The following is a 16,165-nucleotide window of genomic DNA, read 5'->3' as shown; positions in this document are numbered from 1 at the left end:
AGGTGAAGTGGAACTCTATGCGGTTGCGCTGATCGGCGCCAGAGCGCCGGCATCGTAGTGTTGCAGGCGGAAGAACGAGGCATAGCGGCCGCCGCGGCGGAGCAGCTCGTCATGCCGGCCCTGCTCGACGATCTCGCCGCCCTCGATCACCAGGATCGCGTCGGCATGCATGATGGTGTGCAGGCGATGCGCGATCACGATGGTGGTGCGGTTCTGGCAGAGATGCTCGATCGCCTCCTGCACCTGCCGCTCGGATTCGGAATCGAGCGCAGCGGTGGCTTCGTCCAACAGGATGATCGGTGCGTTCTTGATCAGCGCGCGCGCCACGGCGATGCGCTGACGCTGGCCGCCTGAAAGCTGCGTGCCGTGCTCGCCGACCGGTGTGTCGTAGCCAAGCGGGAAGCCCATGATGAAATCATGCGCGCAAGCCGCTTTCGCCGCCTCGGTGATCTCGGGCTCGCTCGCGCCTGGCCGGCCGAAGGCGATGTTGTTGCGGATGGTGTCGCGGAACAGATAGACGTCCTGCCCGACATAGGCGGTCTGCGCCCGCAGCGACTTGCGAGAGACTGCGCCGATCGACTGGCCGTCGATCACGATGTCGCCTTGCGTCACTTCATAGAAGCGGAGCAGCAGCGCCAGCACGGTCGATTTGCCGCCGCCGGAGGGCCCGACCAGCGCGGTGACCTTGCCGGGCTCGGCGGTAAAGCTCATCCGGTTGAGCACAGTCTCATTGGCGCGATAGGAGAAGCTGACGTCGCGCAGCTCGATCCGGGCGTCGGAGAGCTTCAGCGCCGGCTTGTCGTCGTCGGAGTGCTCGCTCGCCGGGCTGTCGACCACTTCGAGCAGCATGCGCGCGCCGACGAGCTGGCTGTTCAAATCGATGTTGAGCCGCGCCAGCCGCTTGGCCGGCTCGGTCGCCATCAGGAACGCGGTCATGAAGGAGAAGAACGCGCCGGGCGTGGCATTGAGCGCGACCACGCTGTAGCCGCCATAGAGCAGGCAGCCGGCGACCGCGAAGCCGCCGAGCATTTCCATCAGCGGGTTGGAGCGGTTGGCGACGCGCGCCATCTTGTTGGCGTTGCGCTCGACGATGGCGATGTTCTCGTCGATGCGGCTCTGCATGGTGTCTTCGAGCGTGAAAGCCTTCACCGTGCGGATGCCTTGCAGCGATTCCTGCATGGTCTCCATGATGTCGGCGGTGCCGGTGAACTGGTTGTAGGCGAGGCCCTTGATCCGCTTGACCAGCTTGCGCAGCACCAGCATCGCCGGCGGCACCACGACAAGGCCGATAAACGACATCACCGGATCCTGCCACACCATCACGCCGATCATGGCGAGCAGCATCAACAGGTCGCGCCCGACAGCGTTGACCAGCATGTTGAGCACGTCGGTGATCGACTTGGCGCCGGCCGTCAGCCGCGCCAGGAATTCAGACGAATGCCGCTCGGAGAAGAAGCCGACGCTTTCGCGCATCAGTTTTGCGAACAGCTGGCGCTGGTTGGTGGCGAGGATGGCGTTGCTGATCTTGGTCAGGATCACCATGTGGCCGTAGGTCGCCACGCCCTTGATGAAGAGCAGGATCACCGTGATCCCGGAAAACATCGCGATGCCCGGGATGTTCTTGTCGACATAGGCCTGGTTGATGACCTGGCCGAGCACATAGGTCGCGCCTGCCGTTGCGCCCGCGGCGACCGCCATCAGCGCGAAGGCGACGAGGTAGCGCCGCCAATAGACGACCCCCTGTTCCGTGACCAGGCGGCGAATCAGGACCGCTGCCGCATAGGGATCGTCGGTGATTTTCTTTGGAAACTGGGCCATCCGGTGTCCATTGACGGCGCAGGACAAAGCCTGCCCGCACGTCAGGGATCGAAGGGCCTCTGTGCCCGCTCAAGCGGGGTTTTTCAAGCCCAATTAAGGGCTTGCGCTCAGATGGAATCTAGGCCGAGGCGGCGTGGCGGAGCTCGCCATGGCGCTCATGGAACAGCTTGTCCTCCCAAGCCAAAGCGTGGGCCGCGATGGTCTCGAGGTCCTCGTATTGCGGCTTCCAGTCCAGCAGGCCGCGGATGCGGCTGGTGTCGGCGACCATGGTCATGATGTCGCCCGGCCGGCGCGGGGCGTATTGCACGGCGAAGCTGCGGCCCGACACCCGGCGCACGGCGTCGATGGTTTCCAGCACCGAATAGCCGCGGCCATAGCCGCAATTGAGCGTCGTCGAGGCGCCGCCGTTGCGCAAATAGGCCAGCGCCGAACGATGCGCCTGCGAGAGGTCCGTGACATGGATGAAGTCGCGGATGCAGCTGCCGTCGGGGGTCGGATAGTCGGTGCCGAACACGTCGATCTTGGCGCGCTGGCCGGTCGCGGCCTCGACCGCGATCTTGAGCAGATGCGTGGCGCCGACGGTGGCAAGCCCGATGCGCGCCTGCGGATCGGCGCCGGCGACGTTGAAATAGCGCAGGGTGACGTACTGCATGCCGTAGGCGGCGGCGACGTCGTGCAGCATGATCTCGGTCATCAGCTTCGACGAGCCATAGGGCGACAACGGCCGCGTCGGCGCGTGCTCGGGCACCGGCACCTGGTCCGGATTGCCGTAGACGGCGGCGGTCGAGGAGAAGATGAAGCGGCCGATGCCGCGCTTGACGGCGACATTGAGCAGGTTGCGCGCGGTCGTGAAATTGTTGCGGTAGTAGCCGAGCGGATCGCGCATCGAATCCGGCACGACGACGGAGCCCGCGAAATGGATGATGCTCTCGATGTTGTGCTGCGCGATCACGCCTTCGAGCAGGTTCTCGTCGCCGGCATCGCCGATGAACAGCGGCACGCCCTCGGGCAGATAGGCGGAGAAACCGGTCGAGAGATCGTCGATCACGACGACGTCCTCGCCGGCTTCCGCCAGCGCGAGGACCGTGTGACTTCCGATATAGCCGGCGCCGCCGGTGACTAGCACAGTCATGATCTCACCCGTCTTCGATCAACGCGCAAAGTTAGCGCTTGCGTGGTGAAGAGGGGGTATCGGCGCGGCTGAACTGGTCACTATGCTTAATGTTGCGTATAGGGACTTTGCGAAACGGAGCATGACGTGGCCAATTCCCCCGGCGATCTCGAAGTGATCGTGCCAAATCTGCACAGGCGCTATTCCGGGGTCACCGCGACCAACCGGATGGTGGCGCCGCGGCTGGCGAAACTGTACCGCGCCGCCTGGTTCGGCTCGCACGCGCCGGCTGGGATTGCGCGGCTGAGCGTTGCCGATTTCCTCAAGCTATGGCGCCGCAAGGCGCCGCTGATCTGGCATGCGCGGCGCAACAACGAGATGATCGCGGGCGTTGCGCTACGCGCGCTCGGCTGGCCGTTGAAACTCGTGTTCACCTCGGCGGCGCAGCGGCACCACAGCTGGATCACGCGCTGGCTGATCCGGCGCATGGACGCGATCATCGCGACATCGGATCTCTCGGCCTCGTTCCTGAAAGTGCAGGCGACCGTGATCCCGCATGGCGTCGATACCGACATCTATGCGCCGCCGACCGACCGCGCTGTTGCGTTCACGGAGGCCGCGCTGCCCGGCCGTTACGCCATCGGCTGCTTTGGACGCGTGCGCGCGCAGAAGGGCACCGACGTGTTCGTCGACGCGATGTGCCGCCTGTTGCCGCGCTATCCCGATTTCGCCGCCGTGATCGTTGGTCAGGTCACGGCCGAGCAGATGGCCTTTGCGAACGAGCTGAAAAAGCAGATCGAAGCGGCTGGCCTGCAATCGCGCATCGTCATCACCGGCGAGCTGCCGATCGAAGCGGTGCAGCGCTGGTACCAGCGGCTGACGATCTACGCCTTCACCTCGCGCAACGAGGGTTTTGGACTGACGCTGATCGAGGCGATGGCGGCCGGCAGCGCGCTCGTCGCCGCACGCGCCGGCGCGGCCGAGCTGGTGGTCGAGGACGGCGTGAGCGGCGTGCTGATCCCGACCGGCGATGCCGATGCGTTGGTCGCCGCGCTGGAGCCACTGATGCGCGATGTCGATGTCGCGACGGCGATGGGCGAGAGGGGCCGAGCGCGGGTGCTCGAAAAATTCAGCCTCGATGCGGAAGCGGCCCGGATCGGCGAGGTCTATCGGCCGCTGCTCTGAGCCACGCCGCGAGGGCCGAAAGCAAAAAACGCGAAAACAACCCCATGCACAGTAGCCGGGATGAGCGGAATCAATGGCTTGGCGATGGGTTCGTCCGGCTGCCGATTTAGCGGAAGTCGACTTTGTTCCCGTAATGGGAATTTTCGATTGATCCCATTTCGGGAACGTGCTATGGCAATGAACGTTATCGCAAGAAGGGCACTGAAGGTCTTCTGGGAGCGATACCCCAAGGCGCGGACCCCTTTGGGGACTTGGTATGAGATCGTGTCCAAAGGCGATTGGAGCGGTCCGGCTGACTTGAAGAAGGCGTTCGGAAACAACGTGGACTTCGTTGGCGATAACAGAGCGATCTTCGACATCGGCGGCAACAAGTATCGCCTTGTGGTTCATTTCTCCTACACATTCAAAACTGCTCTCATCAAGTTCGTCGGCACGCACAAAGAATATGACGGAATAGACGCGGAGACCGTGTGATGATGGACGTAAGGCCTCTTCGCAATGAACAGGATTACGATTGGGCTATCGGCGAAGTATCTCGTTATTTCCAGGCCGAGCCGGCGCCTGGCACGCCCGATGGTGATCGCTTCGAAGTTTTGTCTTCACTCATCAAGGAATACGAAGACAATCACTTCGCGACCTCGCGCGGCGATCCAGTCGACGTTCTCCATTTCGCGATCGAGTCCATGGGACGGTCGCAGTCAGAGTTGGCGGGTCTGATTGGTCGCAACAGAGCGTCCGAGATCTTGAATCGTGTCCGTCCGCTGACGCTGGACATGATCCGCATCATCAGCAGGGAATGGAGCATTCCAATTGATGCTCTCACAGCTCCCTACGAACTGACGCGCGCGCATGCTTGATCTCATGCCCGGCTTCCGCGGGCGCCACGCTCAATTCTAAGCCGGCTTTCCAGCTTCCTCCAGCACCCGCTGCGCGATCGCCACCACCTCGCTCGCTGCGATATCGCGCATGCAGCGGTGGTCGTTCATCTTGCAGACCGTGCTTTGGCAGGGCTGGCAGGACAGCACTTCCTTGTCCTGGACCACGGTCGCGGCGAGGCCGTTGAGGGGGGCCCAGAGATAGGGGCTGGTCGGGCCGAAGATGCCCATGGTGGGCGTGCCCAGGGCAGCTGCGATGTGCATCAGGCCGGAATCGTTGGAGATGGCTACGCCGGCCGCCGCCATGGCCAGCACGCCGTTGCGCAGATCGTTGCCGGTGAGGTCCCGCACGCCTGAGCCGCCCGCCGCGACGATCTCCTGGGCCAGCCCCTTTTCCGCGGGGCCGCCGACCACCCAGACCTCGAGGCCGCGCTCGACCAGCAGCCGGGCGGCCTCCGGATAGTAGGTCCAGCGCTTTGAGACGCCGACCGAGCCGGGGGCCAGCGCCACCGCGGCGCCGGCGCCGATCCCGTTGGCCTGCCGCCAGCGGACGATGTCCTCGGCCGGGACCCGCAATTGCGGCACCGGCCATTCCGCCGGCAGCGGGGCGCCGTCGGGCTGGGCCAGGGCGGCGTTCTTATCGATGAAGCGCGGCAGCTTCTTCTCGCCCCAGCGCCAGCGGTTGAGCAGGCCGAACCGGAACTCGCCGACGAAGCCGACCCGTTCAGGAATGCCGGCGAGGGCGGGGGCGATGGCCGCCTTCCAGGTTCGGGGCAGCACCAGGGCCGTGCCGTAGTTCCGCTCGCGCAGGAGTTTCCCCAGGGCGAGCTGGCGGGCGACGGCGAGGCGTCCGCGCGGCAGGTCCCAGACGATCCCCTCGCGCACGCCGGGCATGTAATCGACCAGCGGGGCGCACAGGGAGGTGGTCAGAAGATCGACCGGCCGGTTCGGCCAGCGCTCCTTGAGGACCCGGACAACGGTGTGATTCCGGACGAAATCGCCGATCCACATGTAGGGAATGATCAGAATCGGGCGGGTGTCGCTCCGATCTGCATCTCCGCTAAGTGTCGAATCTTGGTTCATTCGTTAATAGGGCCGAGACGATCTGATTGTGGCGGTTCGGTAGCCGCTCCAGGCCGGCAGGTAAAGCCGGCAGACCACTCAATCCCAAAACCGCTTACACTTTGGCGGCTCATGCGCTACGGCAGGACCGGGCCGCAAAGATCGGGCAGGGATTTCGGAATGTTGCTGGTGACCGGCGGGGCCGGTTTTATCGGGTCGAATGTCGTGGCCGCGCTCAATGACGCGGGCAGCAGCGACGTCGTGGTCTGCGATTTCCTGGGCAACGAGGGCAAGTGGCGGAACCTCGCCAAGCGCCAGCTTGTGGATATTGTCCCGCCGGCCGAGCTGATGGACTGGCTGAAGGGCCGCAAGCTCGAGGCTGTGATCCATCTCGGGGCGATTTCCGCGACCACCGCGACCGACGGCGACCTCGTGTTCGAAACCAATTTCCGCCTGTCGATGCGCCTGCTCGATTGGTGCACGGCGGGCGCGGTCCCGTTCATCTACGCCTCCTCGGCGGCAACCTATGGCGACGGTGAGACGGGATTTGACGACGACGCCTCGCTGCCGGCACTGAAGAAACTGCGGCCGATGAATCTCTACGGCTGGAGCAAGCACATGTTCGATCTCGCGGTCGCCGGGCGCGTAGCGAACAGCGATCCGCTCCCGCCGCAATGGGCGGGCCTGAAATTCTTCAACGTGTTCGGCCCCAACGAGTATCACAAGGGCTCGATGATGAGCGTGCTGGCGCGCCGCTTCGACGACGTCAAGGCAGGCCGCGTGGTGCAGCTGTTCAAGTCGCATCGCGAGGGCATCGCCGACGGCGATCAGCGCCGCGATTTCATCTATGTCGACGACGTCGTGCGCGTCGTGATGTGGCTGCTGGCGACGCCGTCGGTATCCGGCATCTTTAATGTCGGAACCGGCAAAGCGCGCAGCTTCAGGGATCTGATGTTGGCGGCCTATGCGGCGCTCGGCACGAGGCCCAACATCGAATATATCGACATGCCCGAGCAGATCCGCGGGGCCTACCAGTATTTCACCCAGAGCGAGGTCGCTCGCCTGCACCGCGCCGGCTATAACGGCGGCTTCACGACGCTCGAGGATGCGGTGAAGGCCTATGTCGGGGATTACCTCGACCGGCCCGACCGCTTCCGCTGAGGCCATTTGACCATGCCGACGCCCATTCTCGATTTCGACGCCCTCGCGCAGGCCATCTCAGGCCGCATGGTGCTGTGCATCGGCGACATCATGCTGGACGAGTTCGTCTATGGCGAGGTGTCGCGGATCTCGCCGGAAGCGCCGGCGCCCGTCATCGCGGCCCAGCGCAGCGAGATCCATATCGGCGGCGCCGGCAATGTCGCGCGCAATGTCGCCTCGTTGGGCGCGCGCTGCATCTTCGTCGGCCTCGTCGGCGAGGACGATGCCGGTGCACGGCTCAAGGCGGCGCTGGACGGGCACGCCGGCATCGAAAGCGTGCTGGTGTGCGATCCCACGCGCCCGACCACGCGAAAAGTCCGCTTCGTCTCCGAGCATTTCTCCACGCACATGCTGCGCGCGGATTGGGAGCAGGCGGCGGCTGCTTCCGATGACATCGAGACGAAGTTGATCGAGGCGATCCTGCCGCAGATCGCGCGCGCCGACATCGTGCTGCTGTCGGACTACGCCAAGGGCGTGCTGACGGCGCGCGTCATCCGCCACACCATCGATGCCGCGCGAAAGCTCGGCAAGCCCGTGATCGTCGATCCCAAGAGCCTGAACTGGGCGATCTATCGCGGCGCCACGCTGCTGACGCCCAATCGCAAGGAGTTCTCCGAAGCGACCCGCAGCCGCGCCGAGACGGTGCAGAGCATCGTCGAGGCCAGCGAGGACGTGATGCGGCTCGCCGATTGCGAGGCGATCCTGGTCACCCAGGGCGAGCACGGCATGACGCTGGTGCCGCGCAATGGCGCGGCGGTTCACGTTCCGGCTTTCCCGGTGAAGGTGCGCGACGTCTCCGGCGCCGGTGACACCGTCGCCGCCGCGCTCGCGGTGTCGCTTGCTACAGGCGCGGACTGGGACACCGCGCTGCGCATGGCCAATGCCGCTGCCGCCGTCGCCGTCGGCAAGCAAGGCACCGCCAGTGTGAGCGCGGCCGAGCTGCGCCGAAAGATCCTGCCGCATGCCACTCTGGCGGCCGAGGAGAAGATCGTGCTCGAGCCGGCCGCACTCGATGCGCAACTCGCCGAATGGAAAACACAAGGCCAGCGCGTCGGCTTCACCAATGGCTGCTTCGACATCCTGCATCCCGGCCACGTCAAGGTGCTGACCGCGGCGCGCGCCGCCTGCGACCGCCTGATCGTGGGGCTCAACGGCGACGCCTCGGTGCGGCGGCTCAAGGGCGCCGAGCGGCCGGTCCAGGACGAGCGCGCGCGTGCCGAGGTGCTCGCCGCGCTCGAGGCCGTCGATCTCGTCGTCATCTTCGATGAGGACACGCCGATCGACCTGATTACCCGGATCAAGCCTGGCGTGCTGGTGAAGGGCGGCGACTACACCCGTGAGCAGGTGGTCGGCCACGAGGTCGTCGAGGCCGCGGGCGGCACCGTCGTGCTGGTCGACATCCTGCAGGGCTTCAGCACGACGGCGCTGGTCCATCGCGCCCGGGGAGGAGGCAAGTGACTGCACTGGCACGCGAGACGACCGGCGGAATGTTGCTTCGCCGCCTGCGCAGCCCGGCGGCCTGGCGCGAGACCGTCGATATATTTGCGGTCCTGACCGCGGCCTCGCTGCCGTGGTCGACCTCGCTGGCGGGGATATTCAACGCGCTGATGCTGATTTGCATGGTGCCGTTTCTCGACGTCCGCGCGTTCCTGCAATCCTTGACGCGTCCGATCTGCGCGGCCCCGATCGCGCTGGTCCTGCTCGCGCTGGTGGGGACGCTGTGGTCGGACGCGAGCTGGGGCGCCCGCTTCTATGCGGTCAATCCGACCATCAAGCTGCTGGTGCTGCCGGTGCTGCTCTATCATTTCGAGCGCTCGCCGCGCGGGCGCTGGATCTTCATCGCCTTCCTGGCGTCCTGCGCCCTGCTGTCGGTGATGTCCTGGCTGGTCGCCTTCTACCCGAATCTCGCGCTCAAGACCGATCCGGCCGAGCGCGGCATCTTCGTCAAGAATTACATCAACCAGAGCCAGGAATTCGCGCTTTGCGCGGTCGCGCTCGCCTATCCGATCGTGATGCTGCTGCGTGAGAAGCGATACTGGTTCGCCGGGCTGCTGACGGCGCTGGCACTGAGCTTCTTCGTCAACATGACGTTCGTGGTGGTGTCACGCACAGCGCTCGTCACCGTTCCGATCATGTTCGGCGTGTTCGCGCTGCTTCATCTCAAATGGCGCAGCATCGCGCTCATCTCCGCCACATTGCTCGTCGCCGCTGTTCTCGCCTGGCAGGCCTCGCCATATTTGCGCCATACCGCCGAGAGGTTTTCCGACGACTACACGCGTTACATGGAAAAGGGCGAGCCGACCTCGGCGGGGCTGCGGCTCGAATTCTGGCGGAAGTCACTCGGCTTCTTCGCCGAGGCGCCGATCATGGGACACGGCACCGGCTCGACGCGCGGATTGTTCGAACGCGTCGCGACGCCCGCCGGTCAGTACCAGGCGTCCGCCGAGGTGATCGGCAACCCGCATAACCAGACGCTGAACGTTGCCGTGCAATGGGGCGTGATCGGCATCGCCGTTCTCTACGCGATCTGGATATTGCATCTACGCTTGTTTCGCGGCGACGGGCTTGCCAACTGGATCGGGCTCCTGGTGGTGGTGCAGAACGTCTTTACCTCGCTGTTCAACTCCCATCTGTTCGACTTCCACGAGGGCTGGATGTACGTCATCGGCGTCGGCGTTGCCGGCGGCATGGTGGTCCGGGCGCAACAGGCCGAGGCGAAGACGGGGGAAGCCGGTTCCTGAAAGGCCGCGCGGCTGGCAAGTCCTGTCCAGATGGGCTATCAGCGCGGTTAGGTTGCATCTAACTGGGTTTTCATCGGTCGGCGGATGACGCGTCTTTCGCATCTCACCTTGCGCAATTTCCTAATCGCGCTCCACGACCTGCTGGCGACCGCGGCGGCGCTTTTTGCCGCTTTCTATCTGCGATTCGAGGGTGGCGACGGCTTCTTCGAGCGCCTGCCGCTGCTGTTCCAGATCCTGCCCTACTTCCTCGCCTTCAGCGTGGTCGTGTTCTTCATCTTCAACCTGACCACGACGAAATGGCGCTTCATCTCGCTGCCTGATGCGCTGAACATCATTCGCGTCTCGACCGTGCTGACGGTCGCCCTGCTGGTGCTCGACTACATCTTCGTCGCCCCCAACGTCCGCGGTGCCTTCTTCCTCGGCAAGGTGACGATCGTCCTCTACTGGTTCCTCGAGATCTCGTTCCTCAGCGCGCTGCGCATGACCTATCGTTACTTCCGCTATACGCGGGTGCGGCGTCACGCCAGGGGCGAGGAGGCCGCGCCGACGCTGCTAATCGGCCGCGCCGCGGATGCGGAGGTACTCCTGCGCGGCATCGAGAGCGGGGCGATCAAGCGCATCTGGCCGGTCGGCGTGCTGTCGCCGTCGAGCTCGGATCGGGGTCAGTTCATCCGCAACGTGCCGGTGCTGGGTGGCATCGATGACGTCGAGGACGTCGTCGCCGACTTCGCCAAGCGCAACAAGCCGATCGCGCGCCTCGTCATGACGCCCTCGGCATTCGAGCCGGAAGCGCGTCCGGAATCGATCCTGATGCGGGCGCGCAAGCTGGGTGTGATCGTCAACCGGATGCCCTCGCTCGAGAGCGGCGATACGCCGCGGCTCACGGCCGTCGCGGTCGAGGACCTCCTGCTGCGGCCGAGCGAGACGATCGACTATGCGCGCCTGGAAGCGCTGATCAACGGCAAGGCGGTGATCGTCACTGGCGGCGGCGGCTCGATCGGGTCGGAGATCTGCGAGCGTGTCGTCGCCTTCGGCGCCGCGCGGCTCCTGATCGTGGAAAACTCCGAGCCCGCGCTCTACGCCATCACCGAAGCGCTCGCCGCGCGAGGGGCGGCTGCCGAAGTCGAAGGGCGGATCGCCGACATCCGCGACCGCGAGCGCATCATGCGCCTGATGGCCGGGTTCAAGCCGGACATCGTGTTCCACGCCGCCGCGCTCAAGCACGTGCCGATCCTCGAACGCGACTGGAGCGAGGGCGTCAAGACCAACATCTTCGGCTCGATCAACGTTGCGGATGCCGCCGTTGCCGCCGGCGCCGAAGCCATGGTGATGATTTCGACCGACAAGGCGATCGAGCCGGTGTCGATGCTCGGCCTGACCAAGCGCTTTGCGGAGATGTACTGCCAGGCGCTGGATCACGACCTCGCAGCCGGGGCGCACGGCGCCAAGCCGCCGATGCGGCTGATCTCCGTCCGGTTCGGCAACGTGCTGGCTTCGAACGGCTCGGTGGTTCCGAAATTCAAGGCCCAGATCGAGGCCGGCGGCCCGGTGACGGTGACGCATCCCGACATGGTCCGCTACTTCATGACCATCCGCGAGGCCTGCGATCTCGTCATCACCGCGGCCACGCATGCGCTCGGAACGCACCGTCCTGACGTCTCCGTCTACGTGCTCAACATGGGCCAGCCGGTGAAGATCGTCGATCTCGCCGAGCGTATGATCCGCCTTTCCGGGCTGCAGCCCGGCTACGACATCGAGATCGTGTTCACGGGCATGCGGCCGGGCGAACGCCTGCACGAGATCCTGTTCGCCACCGAGGAGCCGACCCGCGAGATCGGCGTCGCCGGGATCATGGCCGCGCAGCCGAACGAGCCGCCGATGCAGACGTTGCGCAAATGGATCGCGGCGCTGGAGCAGGCGATCGCACGCGACGATCGCGCCACCATCAGGACCATCCTGAAGGATGCGGTGCCCGAATTCGGGTCGACCGCGGCCTGACCATGCAGCCTCGGGGCAAGATCGTCGTCGCGAGCCAGCATTATCCGCCGGATACGAGCACGACGGCGGCGATCATGGCCGAAATCGCCTGCCGTCTCGCCGCCGAGCGCGAGGTCGTCGTGCTCTCGGGCTGGCCGGGCGCATTGCCGGCCTTGCAGACCGGCCCGGGCAAGCCGCGCGTCGTCGCAATCAAGAACCGCATGGCGGGCAAGGCGGCGCTGGTGCGGCGCGGGGTCTCGGAGCTGCGGTTCGCGGCGCGCACGTTCTTTGCCTTGCTGCGCGAGCTTAAGGCAGGCGACGTTGTGCTCACGGTCACCGCCCCGTTCATGCTGCCTTACGCGGTGGCGGCGGCAGCCAGGTTCAAGGGCGCGCGCTCGGCGCTGATCATGCACGACCTCTTTCCCGACGTGCTGGTGATGGCGGGCCTGCTGAAACCGGGCTCGTTCGTGACGCGGACGATGCGCGCCGCCAACAGCCTGATGTTCCGCGCCCTCAATGCCGTCATCACCATCGGCCGCGACGCTGAGCGGCCGCTGCTGAGCTATGCCGGGATGACGCGGAACAAGATCCGCTTCATCCCGAACTGGGCGACGCTCGTGCCCGCGTCGCGGCCGGTCGATTCGGACAACCCGTTCCGCAAGGCAGTTTCCGCGCGCTTCATCGTCGGCCTGTCGGGCAATCTCGGTTTCACCCATGATCCGGAGATCGTGTTCGAGGCGGCGCGGCTTCTGAAGGACGAGCCCGACATTCACTTCCTGCTGTCCGGCTGGGGCATCGGCTTCGAACGGCTGAAGCAGTTGCAGGCTGCGGCGAACCTGCCCAATGTCTCCTTTGTCGGGCGGGTCGAGGATGCCGAGCTCGAGGCGTTCCTGGCGTCCGCCGATCTCTGGATCATTCCGTACCGGAAGGACGTGGCGGGGGTGTCGGTGCCGAGCCGGTTCTACAATCTGCTGGCGGTCGGCCGTCCCGTGGTGCTGGTGTCCGAGCCGGAGGCCGAGGCCGCCTTGACGGTGGTGGAGAACGGGCTCGGCTGGGTCGTGACACCGGGCCGCCCGGACCAGCTCGCCGCTGCGATCCGCGCGGCGTCCCGTTCCACCGACGATGCGATGACGGAGCGCGCGGTGAGGACGGCATTGCGATTCGACCGGACGACGGCGATGAACGCCTATGCCGGTGTGATCGACGAATTGTTGCACACCCCGAACCTTTCGGAGCAACGATGAGCGAGAAGAAACCGGTGGTGCTGGTGACGGGAGCGAGCGGCTTCGTCGGCCGTCATGTCGTGCCGGCGCTCCAGCGCGAGGGATGGTCGGTCCGCCGCGCGGTTCGCCGCGCGGAAGGTGCCGACGACGATGTCGTGATCGAAACGATCGGTCCCGAGACCGATTGGCAGGCCGCGCTGGAAGGCGTCAACGCCGTCGTTCATCTCGCCGCGCGCGTGCACCACAAGCACGAGGAGCATGCGGTCCAGCTCTACCGCAACGTCAACATCGCCGGCACGCTGCATCTGGCGCGCTGTGCGGCGACGGCCGGCGTGCGCCAGTTCGTCTTCATCAGCACCGTGCTCGTGCACGGCCGCAGCAACGAGGGCCGCGCCCCGTTCAGCGAGAGCGACATCCTGACGCCGCGCGGCCTCTACGGCATGTCCAAGGCTGCGGCCGAAGCGGGCTTGAGGACGCTGGCGCGCGACAACGACATGAAGATCTCGGTGATCCGGCCGCCGCTGGTCTATGGCGCCGGCGCCAAGGGCAATTTTGCGCTGCTGACGCGCGCGGTCCAGCTCGGGCTGCCGCTGCCCGTTGCCGCGATCCGCAATCACCGCGCCTTCCTTGCCGTGCAGAACCTGTCCTCGTTTATCCTGCGCCGGCTCGGCCATCCCGATCCCACCAGCAATTTCGAGATCTTCCTCGTCGCCGACAGGGAGCAGGTCTCGACGCCCGAATTCATCACCCGTCTGGCCGAAGCGTCCGGCAAGAACCTGCGGCTGTTCGGTGTGCCGCCGGGCCTGCTCAGCACGCTGCTCAATGTCATGGGCCGGCAGGATACGCATGACAGCCTGATCGGCTCGCTCGAGCTCAACATCTCGAAGGCGCTCGCGACCGGTTGGCAGCCGCAGGTCTCCCTCGACGAGGGGTTGCGGCTGGCGCTGTCGGCTCAGGATGCCTGAGGGCGGGAAAAGCGCCGCAGCACGAAGGCGACCGCGAACGCGCCTGCGATCACGGAGACGATCGTGACCGTCGTCGAGCCGGCGCGAACGCTGACGATGGCAAGCAATGCCAGCACGAGATTGAGTGCGAACACCTCGCCGATCACCTGCTTGACCGTGAAGCCATTGTCGGTGGCGCGCTGATAGAAGTGCGTGCGGTGTGCCGACCAGAATGGTTCGCGCCGCGCGATGCGCCGAAACAGCGTGATGGTGGAATCCGCAAGATAATAGGCCGGCAGCAGCAGCGCCGCGGCGGGCTGTCCGTGCCAGGCGAGCTCCAGCAGGCACCAGCCGAGCAAGAGGCCGATCGGCAGGCTGCCGACATCGCCCAGGAAGACCTTTGCGGCGGGACGGTTGAACGGCGCAAAGCCGAGCATGGCTCCGCACAGCGCGGTGGCGAGCAGCGCCGCGGACGGCGAGAGGTCGCCATACCATCCGAGCAATCCCAGCGCGGCCGTGACAGGCACCACCTCCGCCACGGTCATCAGGTCGAGCCCGTCCATGAAATTGACGAGGTTCACGAACCAGATGCCGGCGAGCAGGATGAGGCCGCGCTCGAGCGCGAGCGGCAGCGCCGGCACGATGCGCGCGGTCTCCGGTGTCGTGAAGACGACGGCGGCCACGGCTCCCGCCTGCAGCACGAGGCGGAGCAGCACGGGCAGGGGCCTGATGTCGTCGACGAGCCCGACCATCGCGATCACGACGGCGGAGCCGATCAGAGGCAAGGGAATCGCGCCGTAGGTCCAGGCGGCCCAGGAGGCAGCCACCAGCAGCGTGGCCGCGACAACCGCGATGCCCGCACCCTGCGGGGTTGGTATCTTGTGCGACGAGCGTGCGTTCGGACGCGCCAGTGCATAACGCTGCAGCAGCGGCATGCTCTGCCAGGTGACGCAGGCCGAGATCAGTGCAGCCAGCACGGCCGGCGCAAGCGCGAACAGCACCAGCCCGGCCGCAAGGTCCGGACCCGCGACGAGGGTCGTCACTCCGGTACTCCGATCGGCTTCGACCCCTGCGCCGCTTTCTCCGCGCTGAGGATCCAGACCAGGCCGCCGAACGCACCGACGATGAAGGACACGGCGCCGAACAGCAGCGAGACGTTGACGCCCTCGTTGGCGGCAAGTCCGGCGAAGCCGAACGCCAGGCCCATCGTGGCTTCACGCACGCCCCAGCCGGCAATCGAGATCGGCATCATCGTGATCAGCATCACGGGCGGGACCAGCAGAAACACGTCGCTGAAGCGAACCGGGGCCGCAATCGACTGCACGACGCACCAGGCGATGACGACGGCGAGCACGTGAACGAGCACCGACAGGATTGCGATGATCGGTCCGCGGCTGCGGCTGAAGATCACGCGGTTCGCGATCACGGCACAGGCGTGAATGTGATGCGTGGCCCACCAGGTCTTCAGCCAGCGCCATTTCAGAGCGCCGAAAACCAGGAAGCCGAGGCCGCCGGCGAGCGCCAGGAAATCGATGAGCAGCAGCGCCGAGCGCCCGTGCGGATCGGTGATGAGGGTGTAGCTCCAGGGCAGGCTCGCGACGATGAGAATCGCGAGCGCGATCAAGCCGATCGCGCGGTCGACGAAGATCGAATAGGTTGCCGCACGCCAGCCGGCGCCGGCGCGCGCCACCAGCCAGAGCCGGACCGCGTCGCCGCCGATCGCCGATGGCAGGGTCTGGTTGAAGAAGGAGCCGATCACGTTGTAGCGCATGGCGCGGCCGAGCTCGAGCGGCGCGCCGCAGACGGCGCTGATCTCGCGCCAGCGCAGCACGCCGACGAAGATCTGCAGGAAGGTGACCGCGATCGCGGCGCCGATCCAGAACAGGCTGGTCACGGTGAAGCGCGAAAACAATTCGGACAGATCGACCTTGCGCAGCGCCAGATAGAGCAGCGCCGCGGAAATCACGATTTTGGCCGTCGACAGCAGGATTCGGCGCATCTCGCCCGCATGAACAGGGTTTGCGAAGAT

At 65.7% G+C, this 16,165-nt stretch carries 14 protein-coding genes; 9 read left to right on the top strand and 5 right to left on the bottom strand.

All coding sequences use genetic code 11. The features are described from left to right. Positions 1 to 15: 15 nt before the first annotated feature. Complete coding sequence (locus GGD66_RS07255; RefSeq protein ID WP_183257232.1) at positions 16 to 1,818, bottom strand: ABC transporter ATP-binding protein; 1,803 nt, start codon at positions 1,816 to 1,818, stop codon at positions 16 to 18. A 118-nt stretch (positions 1,819 to 1,936) separates the two neighbouring features. Continuing rightward, on the bottom strand, positions 1,937 to 2,950 hold the full coding sequence (gene galE / locus GGD66_RS07250) for a UDP-glucose 4-epimerase GalE (RefSeq protein WP_091959059.1): 1,014 nt from the start codon (positions 2,948 to 2,950) through the stop codon (positions 1,937 to 1,939). A gap of 126 nt (positions 2,951 to 3,076) precedes the next feature. Here galE and GGD66_RS07245 point away from each other — a divergent pair, with 126 nt between their 5' ends. From GGD66_RS07245 to GGD66_RS07235, 3 genes are all read left to right on the top strand, one after another. Next, positions 3,077 to 4,114, top strand: a complete 1,038-nt coding sequence (locus GGD66_RS07245; protein ID WP_183257231.1) for a glycosyltransferase family 4 protein — start codon at positions 3,077 to 3,079, stop codon at positions 4,112 to 4,114. A gap of 177 nt (positions 4,115 to 4,291) precedes the next feature. Beyond that, a complete protein-coding gene (locus GGD66_RS07240) occupies positions 4,292 to 4,588 on the top strand; it encodes a type II toxin-antitoxin system HigB family toxin (RefSeq protein WP_183257607.1) in 297 nt (98 codons plus the stop codon). Next, positions 4,588 to 4,971 (top strand): type II toxin-antitoxin system HigA family antitoxin, encoded by a 384-nt coding sequence (locus GGD66_RS07235; protein WP_246788784.1) that lies wholly within the window; start codon positions 4,588 to 4,590, stop codon positions 4,969 to 4,971. The genes GGD66_RS07240 and GGD66_RS07235 overlap by 1 nt, the downstream gene beginning before the upstream one ends. Positions 4,972 to 5,007: 36 nt before the next feature. Here the strand turns inward: GGD66_RS07235 and waaF are convergent, their stop codons facing one another. Beyond that, complete coding sequence (gene waaF, locus GGD66_RS07230) at positions 5,008 to 6,072, bottom strand: lipopolysaccharide heptosyltransferase II (protein WP_183257230.1); 1,065 nt, start codon at positions 6,070 to 6,072, stop codon at positions 5,008 to 5,010. 159 nt (positions 6,073 to 6,231) lie between these two features. Here waaF and rfaD point away from each other — a divergent pair, with 159 nt between their 5' ends. The 6 genes from rfaD (at position 6,232) to GGD66_RS07200 (ending at position 14,157) form a co-directional block, all read left to right on the top strand. Beyond that, complete coding sequence (gene rfaD, locus GGD66_RS07225; RefSeq protein ID WP_183257229.1) at positions 6,232 to 7,212, top strand: ADP-glyceromanno-heptose 6-epimerase; 981 nt, start codon at positions 6,232 to 6,234, stop codon at positions 7,210 to 7,212. A gap of 12 nt (positions 7,213 to 7,224) precedes the next feature. Then, positions 7,225 to 8,709: a D-glycero-beta-D-manno-heptose-7-phosphate kinase gene (rfaE1, locus tag GGD66_RS07220; protein ID WP_183257228.1), complete on the top strand. Its 1,485-nt coding sequence runs from the start codon at positions 7,225 to 7,227 to the stop codon at positions 8,707 to 8,709. Continuing rightward, positions 8,706 to 9,992, top strand: coding sequence for an O-antigen ligase (locus tag GGD66_RS07215; RefSeq protein ID WP_183257227.1), 1,287 nt, complete (start codon positions 8,706 to 8,708; stop codon positions 9,990 to 9,992). The genes rfaE1 and GGD66_RS07215 overlap by 4 nt, the downstream gene beginning before the upstream one ends. An 84-nt stretch (positions 9,993 to 10,076) precedes the next feature. After that, positions 10,077 to 11,990, top strand: a complete 1,914-nt coding sequence (locus GGD66_RS07210) for an SDR family NAD(P)-dependent oxidoreductase (protein ID WP_183257226.1) — start codon at positions 10,077 to 10,079, stop codon at positions 11,988 to 11,990. 2 nt (positions 11,991 to 11,992) lie between these two features. Continuing rightward, on the top strand, positions 11,993 to 13,213 hold the full coding sequence (locus tag GGD66_RS07205) for a glycosyltransferase family 4 protein (RefSeq protein ID WP_183257225.1): 1,221 nt from the start codon (positions 11,993 to 11,995) through the stop codon (positions 13,211 to 13,213). Then, positions 13,210 to 14,157: an NAD-dependent epimerase/dehydratase family protein gene (locus GGD66_RS07200; protein WP_183257224.1), complete on the top strand. Its 948-nt coding sequence runs from the start codon at positions 13,210 to 13,212 to the stop codon at positions 14,155 to 14,157. Before GGD66_RS07205 ends, GGD66_RS07200 begins: the two co-directional genes overlap by 4 nt. Here GGD66_RS07200 and GGD66_RS07195 read toward each other — a convergent pair. Next, positions 14,145 to 15,179, bottom strand: a complete 1,035-nt coding sequence (locus GGD66_RS07195) for an MraY family glycosyltransferase (protein WP_409362355.1) — start codon at positions 15,177 to 15,179, stop codon at positions 14,145 to 14,147. The genes GGD66_RS07200 and GGD66_RS07195 overlap by 13 nt on opposite strands. After that, positions 15,176 to 16,135: a lysylphosphatidylglycerol synthase transmembrane domain-containing protein gene (locus tag GGD66_RS07190; protein ID WP_018317383.1), complete on the bottom strand. Its 960-nt coding sequence runs from the start codon at positions 16,133 to 16,135 to the stop codon at positions 15,176 to 15,178. The genes GGD66_RS07195 and GGD66_RS07190 overlap by 4 nt, the downstream gene beginning before the upstream one ends. Positions 16,136 to 16,165: the final 30 nt, after the last annotated feature.

The sequence above is a fragment of the Bradyrhizobium sp. CIR48 genome, assembly GCF_014198315.1.
Lineage (GTDB): Bacteria > Pseudomonadota > Alphaproteobacteria > Rhizobiales > Xanthobacteraceae > Bradyrhizobium.
This window is presented reverse-complemented; position numbering and strand designations above follow the sequence as displayed.

What these genes read in the sequence shown, in the direction of transcription:
- GGD66_RS07255 (WP_183257232.1), bottom strand. Translation starts at nt 1,818, where the DNA reads ATGGCCCAGTTTCCAAAGAAAATCACCGACGATCCCTATGCGGCAGCG.
- galE (WP_091959059.1), bottom strand. Translation starts at nt 2,950, where the DNA reads ATGACTGTGCTAGTCACCGGCGGCGCCGGCTATATCGGAAGTCACACG.
- GGD66_RS07240 (WP_183257607.1), top strand. Translation starts at nt 4,292, where the DNA reads ATGAACGTTATCGCAAGAAGGGCACTGAAGGTCTTCTGGGAGCGATAC.
- GGD66_RS07235 (WP_246788784.1), top strand. Translation starts at nt 4,588, where the DNA reads ATGATGGACGTAAGGCCTCTTCGCAATGAACAGGATTACGATTGGGCT.
- waaF (WP_183257230.1), bottom strand. Translation starts at nt 6,072, where the DNA reads ATGAACCAAGATTCGACACTTAGCGGAGATGCAGATCGGAGCGACACC.
- rfaD (WP_183257229.1), top strand. Translation starts at nt 6,232, where the DNA reads ATGTTGCTGGTGACCGGCGGGGCCGGTTTTATCGGGTCGAATGTCGTG.
- rfaE1 (WP_183257228.1), top strand. Translation starts at nt 7,225, where the DNA reads ATGCCGACGCCCATTCTCGATTTCGACGCCCTCGCGCAGGCCATCTCA.
- GGD66_RS07210 (WP_183257226.1), top strand. Translation starts at nt 10,077, where the DNA reads ATGACGCGTCTTTCGCATCTCACCTTGCGCAATTTCCTAATCGCGCTC.
- GGD66_RS07205 (WP_183257225.1), top strand. Translation starts at nt 11,993, where the DNA reads ATGCAGCCTCGGGGCAAGATCGTCGTCGCGAGCCAGCATTATCCGCCG.
- GGD66_RS07200 (WP_183257224.1), top strand. Translation starts at nt 13,210, where the DNA reads ATGAGCGAGAAGAAACCGGTGGTGCTGGTGACGGGAGCGAGCGGCTTC.
- GGD66_RS07190 (WP_018317383.1), bottom strand. Translation starts at nt 16,135, where the DNA reads ATGCGCCGAATCCTGCTGTCGACGGCCAAAATCGTGATTTCCGCGGCG.